Consider the following 15136-nt stretch of genomic DNA (forward strand, 5'->3'; position numbering starts at 1 on the left):
CTCCTAGCCGGTGTGGTACTTGAACGAGACTTTCACTTTGGCCCGATAGGCGACCACCTGACCTTGCTCGCCCAGTTGCAGGTCGAGGTCGGCGATCTCCGCGACGCGCAGGTCCTGCAGCGAATTCGATGCTGCGGCGACTGCGCTGGCTGCAGCTTCCTCCCACGATGTTGGGCTTGTTCCGACGAGCTCGATCACCTTGTACACGGCCATTTCTTCCTCCCGCGTCGACACGATGCCATTGTTACCCAAGTCCGTTCCCACGGGAAGGGGCAATGCTCAGAGATCGATGGCAGCCCGGTACACGTCCATGTACTCCCCGGCAGCGCGATCCCAAGACCAGTCTCGCTGCATGCCCCTGCGTTGCATGGCCCTCCAGATGCCGCGGCGGTGATCGTGGATACGGCGGGCACGTCGGATCGTCTTGGTCAGCTCCCGAGGGTCGAACAGGCGAAAGCCGAAACCTGTTGCCTCGTCCGGTACTTCGTCGATGTCGATGACCGTGTCGGCCAGACCCCCCGTCAGCCGAACGATCGGAAGACTGCCGTACCGCATCGCATACATCTGTCCGAGGCCGCAGGGTTCGAATCGTGATGGCATGACGTAGGCGTCGGAGCCGGCGAAGACGAGCCGGGAGAGCGACTCCTCATACGGGCTGTGCCAGACGGCCGTCGGGTGCCTGGCCGCCCATCCGTCCACTATCTCGTCGAGTTCTCCATTCCCTACGAGGATCAATCGGAACCCCTCATCGACGAGGCGATCGAGATCGTCGTCGAGGAGACCCAGGCCTTTCTGGTCGGTCATCCGGCCGACATTCCCGAGCAGGAAACCCTCGTCCAGACCTGCCGTGTCCAGGAGCGCCGACTTCGCTTCATCCCGTCCGCGCAGCCTCCAGGCGGTGAACGGCGCCGGCAAGGCGGCATCGGTGGACGGCGTCCAGCGGGAATCGTCGATCCCGTTGAGGATCCCACGCACCGGGTGATCGAGCCATCGGATCACCTCGCTCAGGCCTGCGGTCACCTCGAGGTCGGACGCGATCTGGGTTGCGAAAGAAGGGCTTACCGTGGTGACCCTGCTCGCGCCGACGAGGCCCGCCTTGAGATAGTTTGCCTGCCCGTACCACTCGAGCGATCCCCCCAGGCGACGGTGACGGGGATGAACGCCGAGGACGTCGGCGGATTCCTTCAGGGGGCCGAGCAGCGGGTATGAGGCGTTGTGCACGGTCAGGACGGAGGGTGTGTCGGTGAGGAGTGCCGCCGGAGCCGGTTGGCCATCGTGAACATGCAGAAGATCGAAACCTGCGGCGAGTTCTCCTACCAACCTTGCGAACCGTCCCCAGCGCCACCATTCGTCCTCGTATGTGGTCCCTGGCGTCGGACCGTAGATACCGTCTCGATCGAATGCCTCGGGGTCCTCGAGTGCCAGAACGCCGATCCCATCGATATCGATACGGCGCGCAGGCACCGGTTTCGAAACAGCCGTCCCTGCATCGGCCAGATGTCGATAACGAGGAATGACGACGGTGACGTCGACACCGAGACGCCGCAGCGCGCCGGCAAGGCCGGCAACGGCTTCTCCCAGGCCTCCCGTACGAGCCAGTGGGGTATATTCGGCTGCTGCGATGAGTATGTTCACGGTCTGGCCTCACGGTGATGCAGACGCTCACGTTAGTGGCCTTCGAAGAGGATCCGTTACCGTGAAGGCCACAAGAGGGAGGCATCGTTGCGATATCGGTTGTCAGGGGAATTCAGTGTCGATCCTGCAGAAATCACTCGCCTGACCGAAGAGACGCAGTTGCTGCTCGAGGGGATCGGTGACCATGACGAAGGGCATCTCGAGGGTTTCGTTCGGGACCGTCTCGTTGCCCGTTCGATCCTCGACAAGGGATTGACGAGACCTGCGGTGATCTTCGTCTGTGTTCACAATGCGGGTCGCAGCCAGATGTCGGCGGCGTGGGCGCGACACCTCGCAGGGGATCGGCTGGTCGTGTTCGCAGGCGGATCGAATCCAGGCAGTGAAGTCAATCCCCAGGCCGTCGAGGCGATGGCCGAGATCGGCATCGACATCTCCGAGGCGTTTCCGAAGCCGTTCACCGACGACATCGTCGAGGCGTCCGACGTCGTGGTGACGATGGGATGTGGAGATGCCTGTCCGTACTTCCCCGGGAAGCGATACATCGACTGGGAACTTCCCGACCCTCACGGGCAGTCCATCGAGGCCGTCAGGGCGGTACGTGACGAGATTGGGCGCAAGGTCAAGGCACTTCTGGAAGAAATGTTGGGTTCCGGGTCTTGAGGAATCCGAGCCGCGGCTGATGCGCGGTGTGTTCTGGTTGCTGCCTAACATCGGCGTATGCCCATCAACATCGACATCGCCTATGTGGCGCGGCTCGCCCGCATCGATCTGTCCGACGAGGAACTGGACCGGTACCGGGATCAACTGGGAGTGATCCTCGACCACGCGGCGAAGGTACAGCAGCTTCCGACGGACGGCGTTCGACCGACCGCCCATCCGCTTGCGATGGTCAACGCGTTCCGTCCGGACGAGACACGGCCTTCTCTCGAGCGCTCTGTCGTCCTCGATCAGGCCCCGGCAACCGAGGACGGATACTTCCGGGTGCCGCCTGCAATGGAGACCTGATGACCGATCTGACGGATCTCACCATCCGGCAGGCAGCCGACCTGCTGCGCTCCGGAGAAACCTCGGCAGTCGAACTACTCGAAGCCGTGAGGGAGCAGGCTGCACGGACAGAGGCCGAGTTGCACGCGTACCTGACGCTGGACCACGAGGGTGCCCGCGCCGCTGCGTTGGCGGCCGACCAGTCCTTCGGCAAGGGCGAGGACCTCGGCCCGCTCCAAGGCATCCCCGTCGCCGTCAAGGACAACATGGTGACCAGAGGCCTCGAAACGACCGCCGGCTCGCAGGTCCTCTCCGGCTACATCCCGCCGTACGATGCGACCGTTGTCGGACGACTCCGTGCCGGCGGAGCCGTTGTCGTCGGCAAAACGAATCTCGACGAATTCGCCATGGGGTCCTCGACGGAGAACTCTGCGTACGGGCCCAGTCGGAACCCGTGGGATACCGACCGGGTTCCCGGTGGCTCCTCAGGAGGGTCTGCGGTCACCGTCGCTGCAGGATCCGCCCTGGCCGCCCTCGGTTCCGACACCGGAGGTTCGATCCGCCAGCCTGCCTCGCTCTGTGGTGTCGTCGGCATGAAGCCAACCTATGGGCTCGTATCTCGCTACGGGCTGATCGCCTTCGCGTCTTCACTGGACCAGATCGGTCCGATCACCCGCACGGTGGAAGACTCCGTCTCCGTCCTCGAGACGATCATCGGGCACGATCCCATGGACGCGACGTCGTATCGGGGAGAGGTTCCCGAGTTTCGCTCCGGTCTCGACGAAGGCGCCTCCGGCGTTCGGATCGGGGTGGTCCGGGAACTCTCCGGTGAGGGAATCGAACCGGACGTCCTCGACGCGTTCACCAGACTGGTCGACAGGCTCTCGGATGCCGGCGCGGACATCGTCGAGGTCTCGCTGCCGTCGACCGAGTACGCCCTGTCGACGTACTACCTGATCGCGCCGGCCGAGTGCTCGGCGAACCTGGCACGATTCGACGGGGTTCGCTACGGCAACCGGGTCGACGGGGGGACTGTCGAAGAGATGATGGCCCGTACCAGACGCGCCGGGTTCGGTCCGGAAGTGACCCGTCGCGTGCTGCTGGGCACGTACGCGCTCTCTGCCGGCTACTACGACGCGTTCTACGGACAGGCACAGCGTGTCCGCACGCTCGTGATTCAGGATTTCACGGAGGCGTACGCGAACATCGACGCTCTCATCTCGCCGACGAGCCCGACCACGGCATTCGCGTTGGGTGCTCGGACGCAAGATCCCCTGTCGATGTACATGAGCGACATCTGCACGATCCCTTCGAACCTGGCCGGAGATCCGTCGATCAGCGTCCCCGTGGGTGTGGATACGAAGGGCCTCCCCATCGGCTTCCAGGTGATGGTGCCGGCACTCGGGGAACGCATGCTGTTCAGGGTTGCGGCCGAGGTCGAGCGTCTGGCGGAGTTTCAGCCGTTGCCGTCTCGAAAGGTGGCGTCGTGAGCTACGAGGCGGTCATCGGAATCGAGACACACGTCGAGTTGAAGACGCAGTCAAAGATGTTCTGTGGATGTTCGGCCGAGTTCGGCGCCGAGCCGAACACGCACACCTGTCCGGTGTGTCTCGGTTTGCCAGGAGCACTGCCGGTGCCCAACGAGCAGGCCATCGAGTGGATCATCGCGATTGGTCTTGCGTTGGATTCGACGATTGCTCCATGGTCGGTCTTCCACCGAAAGAACTACTTCTACGCGGACATGCCGAAGAACTACCAGATCTCACAGTTCGACATTCCGATCTGTTCCGACGGTCACCTCGACGTCATCGTGGAAGGGGAGGTCGCGCGGATCGGCGTGACCAGGGTGCACATGGAAGAGGACACCGGGAAGTCGACACACGTCGGCGGCGATGGCCGGATTCAGAGCGCCGACTACACCCTGTTGGACTTCAACCGTGCCGGCGTTCCGCTTGTCGAGATCGTCTCGGAGCCGGATCTTCGAAGCCCTGCACAGGCTCGGGTTTATGTGCAGGAGTTGCGGGAGATCGTGGCGACGCTCGACGTCTCGGATGCGAGGCTCGAGGAGGGCAGCATGAGGTTCGACGCCAACATCTCGCTGCGCCCACAGGGTTCCGAAGCTCTCGGCGTCAAAGTGGAGATCAAGAACATGAACTCGTTTCGCTCGCTGGAGCGCGCGTTGACGTTTGAGATCGAACGGCAAAAGCGGCTCCTCGACGCCGGAATGCCGGTGAGCCAGGAAACCCGGCACTGGGATGAGGCCGCGGGTGTGACTCACAGCATGCGGTCCAAAGAGGAGAGTTCCGACTACCGCTACTTCATGGAACCGGACCTCGTGCCGATGGTGGTCTCCGACGAGTGGCGCGAGCGTATTCGGAACGGGCTACCTGAGCTGCCGGCCCGGCAACGTCTGCGCTACATCGCCCTCGGCCTCGACCCGGGCACCGCTGCAACGGTCGTGGCAGGGGGTCTTGGAGGCCTCCTCGAGGCGGCAGTCGACGCGGGAGGCAGCGCCCGAACCGTGGCGAACTGGTTGACCGGTGAGGTCACCGCCTATTTGCGGAGAGAAGGCAAGAAGCCGTCCGATACGTCACTCACCGGGGAGGCGCTCGCAGAGCTGAGTGGTCTCGTCGACGGCAACAGCCTGTCCAGCAGCGCAGCAAAGCCTGTTCTCGAAGGTGTCTTGAACGGCGAGGGCTCGCCGAGAGAGGTGGCCGAGCGCCGCGACTTGCTTCAGTTGAGTGACGTGGGCGTACTCGAGGCGGTCGTGGATGAAGTACTTGCTGCCAATCCTGAGGAAGCGGAGCGGCTCAGAGGTGGCGACATGAAGGTGCTCGGCTTCCTGATGGGGCAAGTGATGCGGGCGACCAGAGGCAAGGCGGATCCGAAACTCGCCAACGAGATGCTGCGTTCAAGGGCATGACCACCCCCGTAGTGTTCGACTGCGACGGTGTTCTCGTCGACTCGGAAGCACTTGCGTGGGATGCGTGGCGTGCAGTGCTCACACGATACGGGACGGCCCCCAGCGACGCCGACATCGACGTGTTGACCGGTCGTACCGAAGCCGACGCCTACGACCACTTTGCCCGGCGGGTTGCGCTGCCGCGGCCTCGCCCCTTCTCCGAGGAGTTGGCCATAGCGATCTCGAGACGGTTCGCAGCGTCACTCGAGGCCTTCGAGGATGTCGAAGACACGCTGGAAGCCCTCGTCGACCGCGACGTTCCGCTCGCCGTGGCATCATCGAGTTCTCGGTGGCGTCTGGCCCTGTCGTTGTCTTCCACCGGACTGGATCGCTACTTCCAAGTCGTGGTTGCAGGGGACGAGGTCGATGCCGGTAAGCCGGAGCCGGATGTCTTTCTCGAGGCCGCTCGCCGGCTCGGCTTCTCACCCGAGGACTGTGTTGCCGTGGAGGACAGTGCTGCGGGCGTGACGGCGGCGAAGCGGGCAGGAATGTTCGTCGTGGCCGTCCAGCGCGGCGGGTCCGCAGATCTCGCCGCGGCGGATCGGGTCGTGCCGCGCCTCACCCCCGCGTCCGTTGTCCTCGAGTAGCCGGTAGCCCGCAGATCTCGACGGCCGACTGCCGAGTGTGATTAGGCTCCATTCCGTGCAGAACGTGCCGCTGATCATCGGGATCGCAGCAGCAGTGCTCGTGGGTTTCTGGCTGCTGAAGAAACTCGTCAAACTCGCCTTCTGGGCGGCCGTGATCTGCGCTGCCGCCTGGCTCTGGTATTTCAAGATCCAATGAGCTTTCTCGCGGACGTGATCCGCCAGGCGGCAGAACTCATCGGCCGGTTTGGAGCCGAACTGCAGGCCGTCGTGTGGCTCACGTTGATCGTCAGCGGAGCAGCGACGGTGCTTGGCGTGCTCGCAGGCATCCCCTTGGGAGCCGCGCTTGGCCTCGGCCGATTCCGGGGGAGGAGGCTCCTCCTTGCAGCGGTGAACACGGGTATGGGAATGCCGCCCGTCCTCGCCGGCCTTCTGTTGTTGCTGCTGTTGTGGCGTGAAGGCCCACTCGGATCGTGGGGTCTCATCTTCACTCCGGCAGCGATGGTGATCGCCCAGACGATGCTGGCGATACCGATCGCCGCCGGTGTCACCTTCGGAGCCATCCGCGGTCTGACCCTCGACGCTCACGAACAGTTGGCGGCGTTGCGTCTGTCGAAGGTGCGCCGCGCAAAGGTGGTCCTTCGAGAGGCATGGCCCGGTGTCGCGGCAGCCGTCGCGGCTGCCTTCGGACGTGTGGTCTCCGAAGTGGGTGCGGTCCTGATCATCGGTGGCAACATCCGGGGAGAGACACGAGTGCTCACGACTGCGATCGTTCAAGAAGCCCGCCAGGCCCGGTTCGGGGAGGCGCTCGCTCTCGGCATCGTTCTGATGGCCATTGCGCTGGTCGTCAACGTCTCTCTGACGTGGCTGCAGGAGCGGGACGCGTGAACGTACTGACGAATTTGCGATACGGATCCGTTGTCGCCGTTCCCGAGTTGATACTCGATCCAGATGGCCGAGCGGTGATCTTCGGGCCGAACGGTGCGGGAAAGACGACTCTGCTGCGGATACTGGCCGGACGGCTGCCGGGTCCAGCTCTCGACGCCGCCTACCTTCCTCAGCGTCCCTATCTCTTTCGTGGAAGCGCAGGGCACAACCTGGGTCTCGGACTGTCGAGTGAGCAGACGGCCCATGCTCGGCAACTGGTCGAGCGGTTCGGGCTTCCATGGGATGTGCTCAGACGTGGGTCGGGTACGTTGAGTGGGGGAGAGCGTCAGCGCCTCGTCCTCGCCCGCACCATTGCCCGACCGGAGCCGTGGGTACTGCTCGATGAGCCGCTGGCGGCGATCGACGTACGAGATCGCATGGACATCGCCCGCGAACTCGTAGCGGCACTCGATCGTCGCGGAGTGGTCATCGTGACTCACGACCGTGATGTGGCGGCAGCAATGGGAGATTCGGTGGCGGTCATGATCGACGGCACGATCCAGCAGGTTGGCCCGGTCGCGGAGGTCTTCGCGCTGCCTGTCACCGAAAGGGTGGCATCGGTGATCGGTACGGCGAACGTTCTCGAAGGCCGCACCTCGGGCTTGATCGATCCACTCGTCGCCCTCGACCTTGGGGGGGTCGAGGTGTGGGGCATCGGTTCGCTGCCTTCAGGCTCGTCTGCAAGGGCACTGTTCGGAGCCGAAGCCGTGACGATCTATGAGGGTGCGGCGACGACAGGGTCGGCCCAGAACCACTGGCGCGGCACGGTCGTCGATGTTCGACAGGTGGATCGGCTGCTCGAGATCATCGTCGACGTCGGTGTGAGGGTCGTCGCTGTCATCACACCCGGCGCGCAAGCTTCGCTCGAACTTCGCCCCGGAGTCGAGGTCACCGTTGCCGTGAAGGCCACCGCCGTGCGGATCGTTCCTACATGAAGGAGGCGCTCGCCGCCGCCGTGATTGCAGCTCTGCTGGTCGGGTGTGCCCGAGGGGACCGGGTGATCGTCGCCGCCGGTACCACCCTGGTCGACTCCGGCTTCCTCGATGCGGTGATCGAGATGTACGAGTCCGAGCACCCCGGAGTCGAGGTGAGCATCGTGGGCGATGCAACGAGTCGGGCACTCGAGCTGGGGCGGCGTGGATCCGCAGACCTGCTGATCACCCATGCTCCCGATCAGGAGCGGCGCTTCGTCGATGAAGGGCTGGCGTTTCGGTACGCGCCGTTCGTCGACTCCAGATTCGTGATCGTGGCCCCTCCGGGTTCCGGGTTGGCCGGGTCACCCGAGGAGATCCTGCGCGTGATCGCGCAGCGGTCCTTCCCGTTCGTTACCCGCGCCGACGGCTCCGGCACCAACGCAAAGGAGATCGAGCTGTGGCAAGACGCCGGGATCAATCCCGCGGACCGGCCCTGGTACCTCGAAACCGGTCAGGGTATGGGATTCACACTCCAGGTCGCAGACCAGAAGAATGCCGCAACGCTCGCGGAGCTCGGCGCGTATCTCGCCGCCGCGTCGACACTCTCGCTGGTGCCGGTGTCATCGGACGACCCGCGGCTCGTCAACCCGTACCACCTCATCGTTGTAGCGCACGCTTCGAATCGTGGAGCTGCCGCCGACCTCGCCGAGTGGCTGCTCTCGCCCGATGGTCGCGCAGCAGAGAAACGCGTCAACCAGGAGCTCTTCGGCACGATCGTGTACGAGCCCACCGACCAATAGCCCCGAACCCAGGGCTCAGGGGTACCCATAGGGTACCTACGAGCCCTGGGTTCGCCGTGACGCGAAGAGTTCACATCTGCCAAGCTTCAGGGTGACGAGAGGAGAGAGATGCGCGCATTGGGTACTGCAGCATGGTTCGCCGTGCTTTCAGGGCTGGTAACGGGATGGCTGGCGGTCTTCCATGCCGTCGGCGCAGAGGACCTCGCGGCAGCGGTGAGCCTTCTCGCAGCGGGACTCGTGTTCGGTCTGCTGTCGCTGGCACTGCTCAGGGCGATCAAACGATGAAGCGCGACGTCATCGAGGTTCGAAACCCGTACAACGGGGAGATCATCGGTGATGTCCCGCTGTGCGACGCGAACGACGTCGATTCCGCGTGCCGGACGGCGGCGGCGGCGCTCGCACGCGATGATTTCCCCAGGCATGCGAGGGCCCGTGTCCTCGAGCGGGCGACGGAACTGCTCAGAGGCCGCGTCCACGAATTCGGAGAGCTGATTGCCGCGGAATCCGGCAAGCCGATCCGGACCGCCACGGCGGAGGCGCTGCGGGCCGTCGACACGCTGACATTCTCCGCTGCAACGGCACGCACCTTCACCGGAGAGATGATTCCGATGGAAGCTTCCGGGGTCGGTGAAGGGAAGATCGGCTTTGTGATGCGTGTGCCGATCGGAGTCGTGGCCGCGATCAGCCCGTTCAACTTTCCCCTCAACCTGGTCGCCCACAAGGTGGGTCCGGCGATCGCCGCCGGCTGCCCGGTCGTGTTGAAACCGGCATCGGTGACGCCGCTGTCGGGGATCGCTCTCGTTGAACTGCTGATCGAAGCCGGCCTTCCCCCGGACTGGATCACGGTCGTCACCGGTCCAGGCGGAACCGTCGGCAGCGCCCTCGTCGATCATCCGGTCCCCGCGCTGATCTCGTTTACGGGAAGCCCGGCGGTCGGATGGCAGATCCGGGCACGTGCCCCGCACAAGAAGGTGTCGCTGGAGCTCGGCTCGAGTTCGCCGGTGATCGTCGAACCGGGTGTCGACCTGGGCAAGGTGGCCGCAGCGGTGCGGACCGCAGGCTTCTCCCATGCAGGGCAGAGCTGCATCTCCACACAGCGCATTCTCGTTCACAAGGACGTGAAGGATGAGCTCGAGAATCTTCTTGCCGAAGCCGTCGATTCGCTCATCGTCGGTGATCCGCTGGACGATGCGACCGATGTCGGCCCACTGATCGATGCGGCCGAGACCGAACGCGTACTGGGATGGATTCGTACTGCCGTTGCGGAAGGGGCGCGGCTCATTGCGGGTGGCAGTATCGAGAATGGCCTGTTGCGTCCAACCGTGGTCGCCGACGCTCCGCTCGACACAGACCTGTGCGCGAAGGAGGTCTTCGGCCCTGTGGTGGTGACGATCGCCTATGACACGTTCGATGAGGCCATCGAGATCGCCAATGCGACCGAATTCGGGCTCCACGCAGGCGTCTTCACGAACGATGTGAGCAAAGCCCTACGAGCAGCCCGGACGCTGCACTTCGGGGGTGTCCTGATCAACGAAGTGCCGACCTACCGTGCGGATCAGCAGCCATACGGAGGGGTGAAGCAGTCGGGCAACACGAGAGAAGGCCCGGCCTTCGCAGTGCGGGAGATGACCGAGCTTCGGTTCGTGATGCTCTGACCTACGACGGTACGACCATGACCGGGCACGGAGCGTAATGGACGAGCCGGTCGGCGACCGATCCCAAGATGAAGCGTTCGATCAGCCCGGCGCCGCGGCGGCCGATGACGAGCAGATCGGCATTGTTCTGCTCGCAGAAACCGATGATCGTCGTAGCGGGATCACCCAACTCCTCGACCGTCTCATAGTCGACACCGTCGAGGTCGAGAGCGTCGAGCGTCGAGTCGAGTGCCTCCTGTTGCGCCTCGTCCAGCGCCTTCGTGAGCGCGGTGGCGGTCGGTGGTGCACCACCGATGCCCCACCATCCCTCAGGGGGGCGTACCACGGTGACGAGCAGGAGCTTGGAACTCCACGCCCGAGCGATATTGGCCGCCACCTGTGAAGCCCGAACACTGCCTGCGGAGCCATCGGTTGCCGCAACGATGATTTTGGGTGCCCATGCCTTGATACGCCACCTCCTCGAGAGCCTTCTTTCCTCAACTCTATGGTATCGCAGGACACGATATTGGTTTTGCGCCATCAAACGGCAAGAATGTCGGCTGTGAGAATCGTCGTTGCAGAGCTCATAGCGGATGCAGGGTTAGAGATGCTGGCCACCTGCGCCGAGGTAGATGTGGCCGCTGGGGCGGATCACGAGGAGCTCACACGACGGCTCCGAGGAGCAGACGCTCTCATTGTTCGCTCCGCCACTCAGGTCGATGCGGAGATGATCGGTGCAGCTTCGAAGCTGAGGGTCATCGGCCGCGCAGGGATCGGCGTGGACAATATCGATCTGGAAGCTGCAACCCGGGCGGGCGTTCTCGTCGTCAACACGCCCCAGGCGAACACCGTATCGGCTGCCGAGCACACGATGGCACTTCTGCTGGCCCAGGCGCGCAACGTCGCCCAGGCGGATGCTGCGCTGCGAAGCGGGTCATGGGACCGAAAGCGATTTCGCGGCGTCGAGCTGCACGGCAAGACGCTCGGCATCATCGGACTGGGCAACATCGGGACGCTGGTCGCCAAGAGGGCGGCGGCGTTCGGGATGCGCCTCATCGGGTATGACCCTTACGTGCTGCCCGCCAGAGCATCCCGTGTAGGTGTCGAACTCTTCACCGATCTGGCAGAACTGTGTGCCGAAGCCGACTTCATCACGGTGCATCTCCCCCGGACGAGGGAGACGGAGGGACTGATCGACGCCGACCTCTTCGCGCGTATGCGGGACGGCGTGCGGATCGTCAACACGTCTCGTGGGGGAATCGTCGACGAAGAGGCACTGGCTGACGCGGTGAGATCGGGCAAGGTCGCCGGTGCCGCCCTCGACGTGTACGCGTCGGAACCGCTCCGCGACAGCCCCTTGTTCGAGCTGCCTCAGGTCGTACTCACACCGCATCTCGGAGCTTCGACGCGTGAAGCCCAGGATCGCGCGGGCATCGATGTCGCCCAAGCGGTTGTGGCCGCGCTCAACGGTGAACTCGTACTCTCGGCGGTCAATGTTGATCTCGGTCAAGACATCTCGGAGGAAGTGCGACGTTTCCTGGGAGTCGCCGAGCATCTCGGCAAGGTGTTCGTGGCGCTCGCCGGCGGCCTTCCGCGCGTCCTCACGATACGTGCCGAAGGGCGTCTTGGAGAGTACCCGATTCGACCCCTGCGTTTCGGGGTGCTCAAAGGAGTACTCGCCGGGAGCAGCGACGCGCCGGTCTCCTATGTCAACGCGCCCTCGATGGCGGCGGATCGCGGCGTCAAGGTGGAGGAGGAATCTTCTGAAGAGGCCCACGGGTATCAATCCGTGTTTCGGGTTTCGGGGGTGGTGGCCGGTCGTACCGTCTCGGTCGCCGGCACGGTCGGTCGTGGTCCGCTCATCGCCGGGATACTGGGGTTCGCCCTCGAGCTTCCGCTGGCAAACCACCTGCTGATCATCCGCAACCAGGACATCCCGGGAATGATCGGCAGGATCGGCACCTTCCTCGGAGAACTCGACATCAACATCGCCGACATGGTCTTGGGACGATCGCAAGATCAGCCGGGGATCGCATTGATGGCGCTGAGTGTCGACCGCAGCATGTCGGATGCGGAACTGGACGGCTTGCGGGCCATGAGGGGTGTAGGAGAGGCGGTCGCTGTCGAGCTGGACCTGCGGTGAACCTGGATCGATCGCCGTCCGGACTTCTGCGAGCCCTCTGCCGTTTTCCGATTCTCATCTACCGGGCGAGGCTCGGTTGGCTGCTGGGTGGCCGTTTTCTCATGCTGACCCATATCGGCCGCAAATCCGGGCTTCGCCGGTATGTCGTGCTCGAGGTCGTCAAGCACGAGCCCGGGCAGTGGTTCGTGGCGGCTGCCTACGGGGAGCACGCCGACTGGTTTCGCAACGTGCGCGCGCACCCGGAGGTGGTTGTCGACCATCGCGGACACAGGACTCCCGCAATCGCGCAGGTGCTGCCCGTGGAGGAAGGGGCCGAGGTGCTGGCCGACTATGCGCGTCGACATCCCCGAGCGGCCCGACAGCTCGGCAGGCTCATGGACGTGCCGTTCGACCCCGCTGGTGACCCCGTCGCGACAGCGCAGAAGATCCCCATCGTTCGTCTGACCGCCGCCGAGTCCGTCTCCTGAAACGGAGCGGGTGAAGCTGTCCGATCGTCAAGCCAGAAGGATGAAGAACGCCCATCCGGCGGCCAGCCCGTAGAGGCCCGCGACAACATCGTCTGCGGTGACTCCTAGAGCGCCGTGCAGGCGTTCGGCTTCGGACACGCCAGGGAAGCGTTTGGTGATGTCCGCGATGCGGAACACGACGAACGCGATGACTGCCGCCCATCCTCCGATGCCGATCGTCGCCCACAGCATGCCTGCCGCCTCATCGACGACAACCCATCCAGGGTCGCCTTCGGCAAACGGGCGGGCAGCCCACAGGGAGAGCGCGGTGACGGCCAGCGCCGCTGCGAGTTGCACACCCCATCCGAGGGGGTGTAGGAGAAGGGCAACGACCAGAGCGACTGTCGACGCGACCGTTCCCGAACCTGCATCGGAACCGCGTAGGCGTCTGAGTATGAGCCCGGAGCCGAACCAGGATGCGACGATTCGATGCATCTCGCCAGCGTAGCCCGGGGCGCCGGACCGACGGCGAGCTGCGTTCGGCTCATCGGCCACGATCGGGCAGGCCCAAGCACCGGCGTGACCGGTTCGAATCCAACATCGAATGGTATGACCAACACCTGACGCCTCGCGACCTGCAAAACTAGGGCCATGGATACGTCACGGTTTGTCTGGATGGACGGCGAGCTTGTTCCATGGGAGAAGGCCACCGTCCATGTTCTTGTTCACGCACTGCACTACGGCACCGGGGTCTTCGAAGGCATTCGCGCCTACGAGACCTCTGGCGGTACCGCCGTGTTCCGCCATAGGGAGCACATGGAGCGTCTGCACAGCTCGGCACGGGCCTACGGTCTCGAGTTGGAGTGGACGGTCGATGAGCTGATGGAAGCCGCACGGCTGGTGGTCAGAGAGAACGAGCTCGAGTCTGCCTACATCCGTCCGCTCGTCTACCTGGGGGCAGGGTCGCTCGGTCTCAACCCGACCGGGGTTCCGACCCGCACCGCGATTGCCGCATGGCGCTGGGGTGCCTACCTCGGAGAGGAGGGGCTGCGGCGGGGCATTCGTGTGCGGGTGTCGTCGTGGCGGCGGCTCGATCATCAGGCGTTCGTTCTGAACGCGAAGGGAACTGGAGGCTACGTCAACAGCGTGCTCGCGAAACGTGAGGCGGTTCGTGACGGGTACGACGAAGCCATCCTGCTCAACATGCGCGGTTTCGTGGCGGAGGGCTCCGGAGAGAACCTCTTCCTGGTGCGCCGCGGAGAAGTGAAGACACCGCCGGTCTCCGCCGGGATCCTCGACGGGATTACACGCGCAACGGTGATGCAGCTCCTCCGTGACGACGGGTACGACGTCACGGAGATGGAGGTCACGAGAAGCGACCTCTACAACGCAGAGGAACTGTTCTTCACCGGAACGGCCGCGGAGGTAACGCCGATTCGCGAACTCGACGGCCGGTCGGTGGGTACCGGTGAGCGCGGTCCTGTTTCGAAGCGGGCACAGGATCTGTTCAAAGATGCCGTCACCGGCAAGCTCGAACAGTACCGCCACTGGCTGGACTTCGTGTAGGAGGCGGATCGGTGGCTCAACAACCCCACATCGAACTGGATCGCGCCGACCTTCCCCGCCCTGAGCTGACGCCGCAGGCGTCAACCTGGAGGCCGTGTCGGCCCGGAGAGATCACTGCACCCGAGCAGGCGGAGTGGGGTGGGTCGTTTGGCCGTCCCTGTCCGGATGCCGGCTGGGCTCTGCGGCTCGTCCACGAAGCCGAGTTCGATCGAGGCGATCGACCGGATGTCCTCGAACAGATCGTCGCCACGACCGCCGGCGCCAGAGCATCGCTGGCCGGGCGTGGGCCGACATCCGAAGACGTGGAGGTCGCGTTGCTCCTGCTCGGGCTGCGTCCGGAACATCTTCCGGACGAGGTCGTCGGGGTCCTCGCAGCTGCCAGACGTTCCACGATCGACCATGCCGCCCACGAACGAGACAAGGGCCGTTCCTTCTTGCGGACCGTGCCGATCGACAAGCTCGTCGCGAGACCGGGCGAGCTTCTCGACATGCTGGCCGCCTGATGCAGAGTCGTTCAGGTGTGCGCGACGTCAGGCGGTCG

General features: G+C 64.3%; 19 protein-coding genes. 15 read left to right on the forward strand and 4 right to left on the reverse strand.

The genetic code is table 11. The features are described from left to right. Positions 1-3: 3 nt before the first annotated feature. Both GWP04_02330 and GWP04_02335 read right to left on the reverse strand, forming a co-directional pair. Positions 4-213 carry a transporter gene (locus GWP04_02330; GenBank protein ID NIA24388.1) on the reverse strand — a complete coding sequence of 70 codons (210 nt, stop codon included), beginning with the start codon at positions 211-213 and terminating at the stop codon, positions 4-6. A gap of 66 nt (positions 214-279) precedes the next feature. Further along, positions 280-1635 (reverse strand): glycosyltransferase, encoded by a 1356-nt coding sequence (locus GWP04_02335; protein NIA24389.1) that lies wholly within the window; start codon positions 1633-1635, stop codon positions 280-282. A 252-nt stretch (positions 1636-1887) separates the two neighbouring features. On the opposite strand from GWP04_02335, the gene GWP04_02340 reads away from it, so the two are divergent. The 11 genes from GWP04_02340 (at position 1888) to GWP04_02390 (ending at position 10461) form a co-directional block, all read left to right on the forward strand. Continuing rightward, positions 1888-2295, forward strand: coding sequence for a heat-shock protein HtpX (locus tag GWP04_02340; protein ID NIA24390.1), 408 nt, complete (start codon positions 1888-1890; stop codon positions 2293-2295). Between the two features lie 57 nt (positions 2296-2352). Further along, complete coding sequence (gene gatC, locus GWP04_02345) at positions 2353-2640, forward strand: Asp-tRNA(Asn)/Glu-tRNA(Gln) amidotransferase subunit GatC (GenBank protein NIA24391.1); 288 nt, start codon at positions 2353-2355, stop codon at positions 2638-2640. Continuing rightward, entirely contained in the window at positions 2640-4109 is a 1470-nt protein-coding gene (gatA, locus tag GWP04_02350) for an Asp-tRNA(Asn)/Glu-tRNA(Gln) amidotransferase subunit GatA (protein ID NIA24392.1), read from the forward strand. The genes gatC and gatA overlap by 1 nt, the downstream gene beginning before the upstream one ends. Next, entirely contained in the window at positions 4106-5542 is a 1437-nt protein-coding gene (gene gatB, locus GWP04_02355) for an Asp-tRNA(Asn)/Glu-tRNA(Gln) amidotransferase subunit GatB (GenBank protein NIA24393.1), read from the forward strand. The genes gatA and gatB overlap by 4 nt, the downstream gene beginning before the upstream one ends. Then, positions 5539-6168 carry an HAD-IA family hydrolase gene (locus GWP04_02360; protein ID NIA24394.1) on the forward strand — a complete coding sequence of 210 codons (630 nt, stop codon included), beginning with the start codon at positions 5539-5541 and terminating at the stop codon, positions 6166-6168. The genes gatB and GWP04_02360 overlap by 4 nt, the downstream gene beginning before the upstream one ends. Before the next feature lie 55 nt (positions 6169-6223). Next, positions 6224-6364 carry a hypothetical protein gene (locus GWP04_02365; protein NIA24395.1) on the forward strand — a complete coding sequence of 47 codons (141 nt, stop codon included), beginning with the start codon at positions 6224-6226 and terminating at the stop codon, positions 6362-6364. Beyond that, a complete protein-coding gene (locus tag GWP04_02370) occupies positions 6361-7053 on the forward strand; it encodes an ABC transporter permease subunit (GenBank protein NIA24396.1) in 693 nt (230 codons plus the stop codon). The genes GWP04_02365 and GWP04_02370 overlap by 4 nt, the downstream gene beginning before the upstream one ends. Then, positions 7050-8027, forward strand: coding sequence for an ATP-binding cassette domain-containing protein (locus GWP04_02375; GenBank protein ID NIA24397.1), 978 nt, complete (start codon positions 7050-7052; stop codon positions 8025-8027). The genes GWP04_02370 and GWP04_02375 overlap by 4 nt, the downstream gene beginning before the upstream one ends. Then, entirely contained in the window at positions 8024-8806 is a 783-nt protein-coding gene (locus GWP04_02380; GenBank protein ID NIA24398.1) for an extracellular solute-binding protein, read from the forward strand. The genes GWP04_02375 and GWP04_02380 overlap by 4 nt, the downstream gene beginning before the upstream one ends. A 108-nt stretch (positions 8807-8914) precedes the next feature. After that, a complete protein-coding gene (locus tag GWP04_02385; protein NIA24399.1) occupies positions 8915-9091 on the forward strand; it encodes a hypothetical protein in 177 nt (58 codons plus the stop codon). Continuing rightward, positions 9088-10461: an aldehyde dehydrogenase family protein gene (locus GWP04_02390; protein ID NIA24400.1), complete on the forward strand. Its 1374-nt coding sequence runs from the start codon at positions 9088-9090 to the stop codon at positions 10459-10461. The genes GWP04_02385 and GWP04_02390 overlap by 4 nt, the downstream gene beginning before the upstream one ends. A gap of 1 nt (position 10462) precedes the next feature. Here GWP04_02390 and GWP04_02395 read toward each other — a convergent pair whose 3' ends face one another. Beyond that, the gene (locus tag GWP04_02395; GenBank protein NIA24401.1) at positions 10463-10981 is read right to left on the reverse strand and encodes a universal stress protein; all 519 of its coding nucleotides are present in this window, start codon (positions 10979-10981) and stop codon (positions 10463-10465) included. A gap of 21 nt (positions 10982-11002) precedes the next feature. Between GWP04_02395 and GWP04_02400 the strand changes: the two genes are divergently transcribed. Both GWP04_02400 and GWP04_02405 read left to right on the forward strand, forming a co-directional pair. Further along, positions 11003-12583, forward strand: a complete 1581-nt coding sequence (locus GWP04_02400) for a phosphoglycerate dehydrogenase (GenBank protein NIA24402.1) — start codon at positions 11003-11005, stop codon at positions 12581-12583. Then, positions 12580-13050, forward strand: a complete 471-nt coding sequence (locus GWP04_02405; GenBank protein NIA24403.1) for a nitroreductase family deazaflavin-dependent oxidoreductase — start codon at positions 12580-12582, stop codon at positions 13048-13050. The genes GWP04_02400 and GWP04_02405 overlap by 4 nt, the downstream gene beginning before the upstream one ends. Positions 13051-13077: 27 nt before the next feature. On the opposite strand, the gene GWP04_02410 is transcribed toward GWP04_02405, so the two are convergent. Further along, positions 13078-13524 carry a phosphatidylglycerophosphatase A gene (locus GWP04_02410; protein ID NIA24404.1) on the reverse strand — a complete coding sequence of 149 codons (447 nt, stop codon included), beginning with the start codon at positions 13522-13524 and terminating at the stop codon, positions 13078-13080. 156 nt (positions 13525-13680) lie between these two features. On the opposite strand from GWP04_02410, the gene GWP04_02415 reads away from it, so the two are divergent. Beyond that, a complete protein-coding gene (locus GWP04_02415; GenBank protein ID NIA24405.1) occupies positions 13681-14595 on the forward strand; it encodes a branched-chain amino acid transaminase in 915 nt (304 codons plus the stop codon). Positions 14596-14606: 11 nt separating this feature from the next. Then, positions 14607-15098, forward strand: a complete 492-nt coding sequence (locus GWP04_02420; GenBank protein ID NIA24406.1) for a hypothetical protein — start codon at positions 14607-14609, stop codon at positions 15096-15098. The last annotated feature ends 38 nt before the right edge of the window (positions 15099-15136 follow it).

It is taken from the genome of Gammaproteobacteria bacterium (assembly GCA_011682695.1).
GTDB lineage: Bacteria > Actinomycetota > Acidimicrobiia > Spongiisociales > UBA4744 > BMS3Bbin01.

Bases quoted from the DNA above. Each gene is read 5' to 3' on its own strand.
- GWP04_02330 (NIA24388.1), bottom strand. From the start codon at position 213: ATGGCCGTGTACAAGGTGATCGAGCTCGTCGGAACAAGCCCAACATCG.
- gatC (NIA24391.1), top strand. From the start codon at position 2,353: ATGCCCATCAACATCGACATCGCCTATGTGGCGCGGCTCGCCCGCATC.
- gatA (NIA24392.1), top strand. From the start codon at position 2,640: ATGACCGATCTGACGGATCTCACCATCCGGCAGGCAGCCGACCTGCTG.
- GWP04_02360 (NIA24394.1), top strand. From the start codon at position 5,539: ATGACCACCCCCGTAGTGTTCGACTGCGACGGTGTTCTCGTCGACTCG.
- GWP04_02370 (NIA24396.1), top strand. From the start codon at position 6,361: ATGAGCTTTCTCGCGGACGTGATCCGCCAGGCGGCAGAACTCATCGGC.
- GWP04_02380 (NIA24398.1), top strand. From the start codon at position 8,024: ATGAAGGAGGCGCTCGCCGCCGCCGTGATTGCAGCTCTGCTGGTCGGG.
- GWP04_02385 (NIA24399.1), top strand. From the start codon at position 8,915: ATGCGCGCATTGGGTACTGCAGCATGGTTCGCCGTGCTTTCAGGGCTG.
- GWP04_02390 (NIA24400.1), top strand. From the start codon at position 9,088: ATGAAGCGCGACGTCATCGAGGTTCGAAACCCGTACAACGGGGAGATC.
- GWP04_02395 (NIA24401.1), bottom strand. From the start codon at position 10,981: ATGGCGCAAAACCAATATCGTGTCCTGCGATACCATAGAGTTGAGGAA.
- GWP04_02410 (NIA24404.1), bottom strand. From the start codon at position 13,524: ATGCATCGAATCGTCGCATCCTGGTTCGGCTCCGGGCTCATACTCAGA.
- GWP04_02415 (NIA24405.1), top strand. From the start codon at position 13,681: ATGGATACGTCACGGTTTGTCTGGATGGACGGCGAGCTTGTTCCATGG.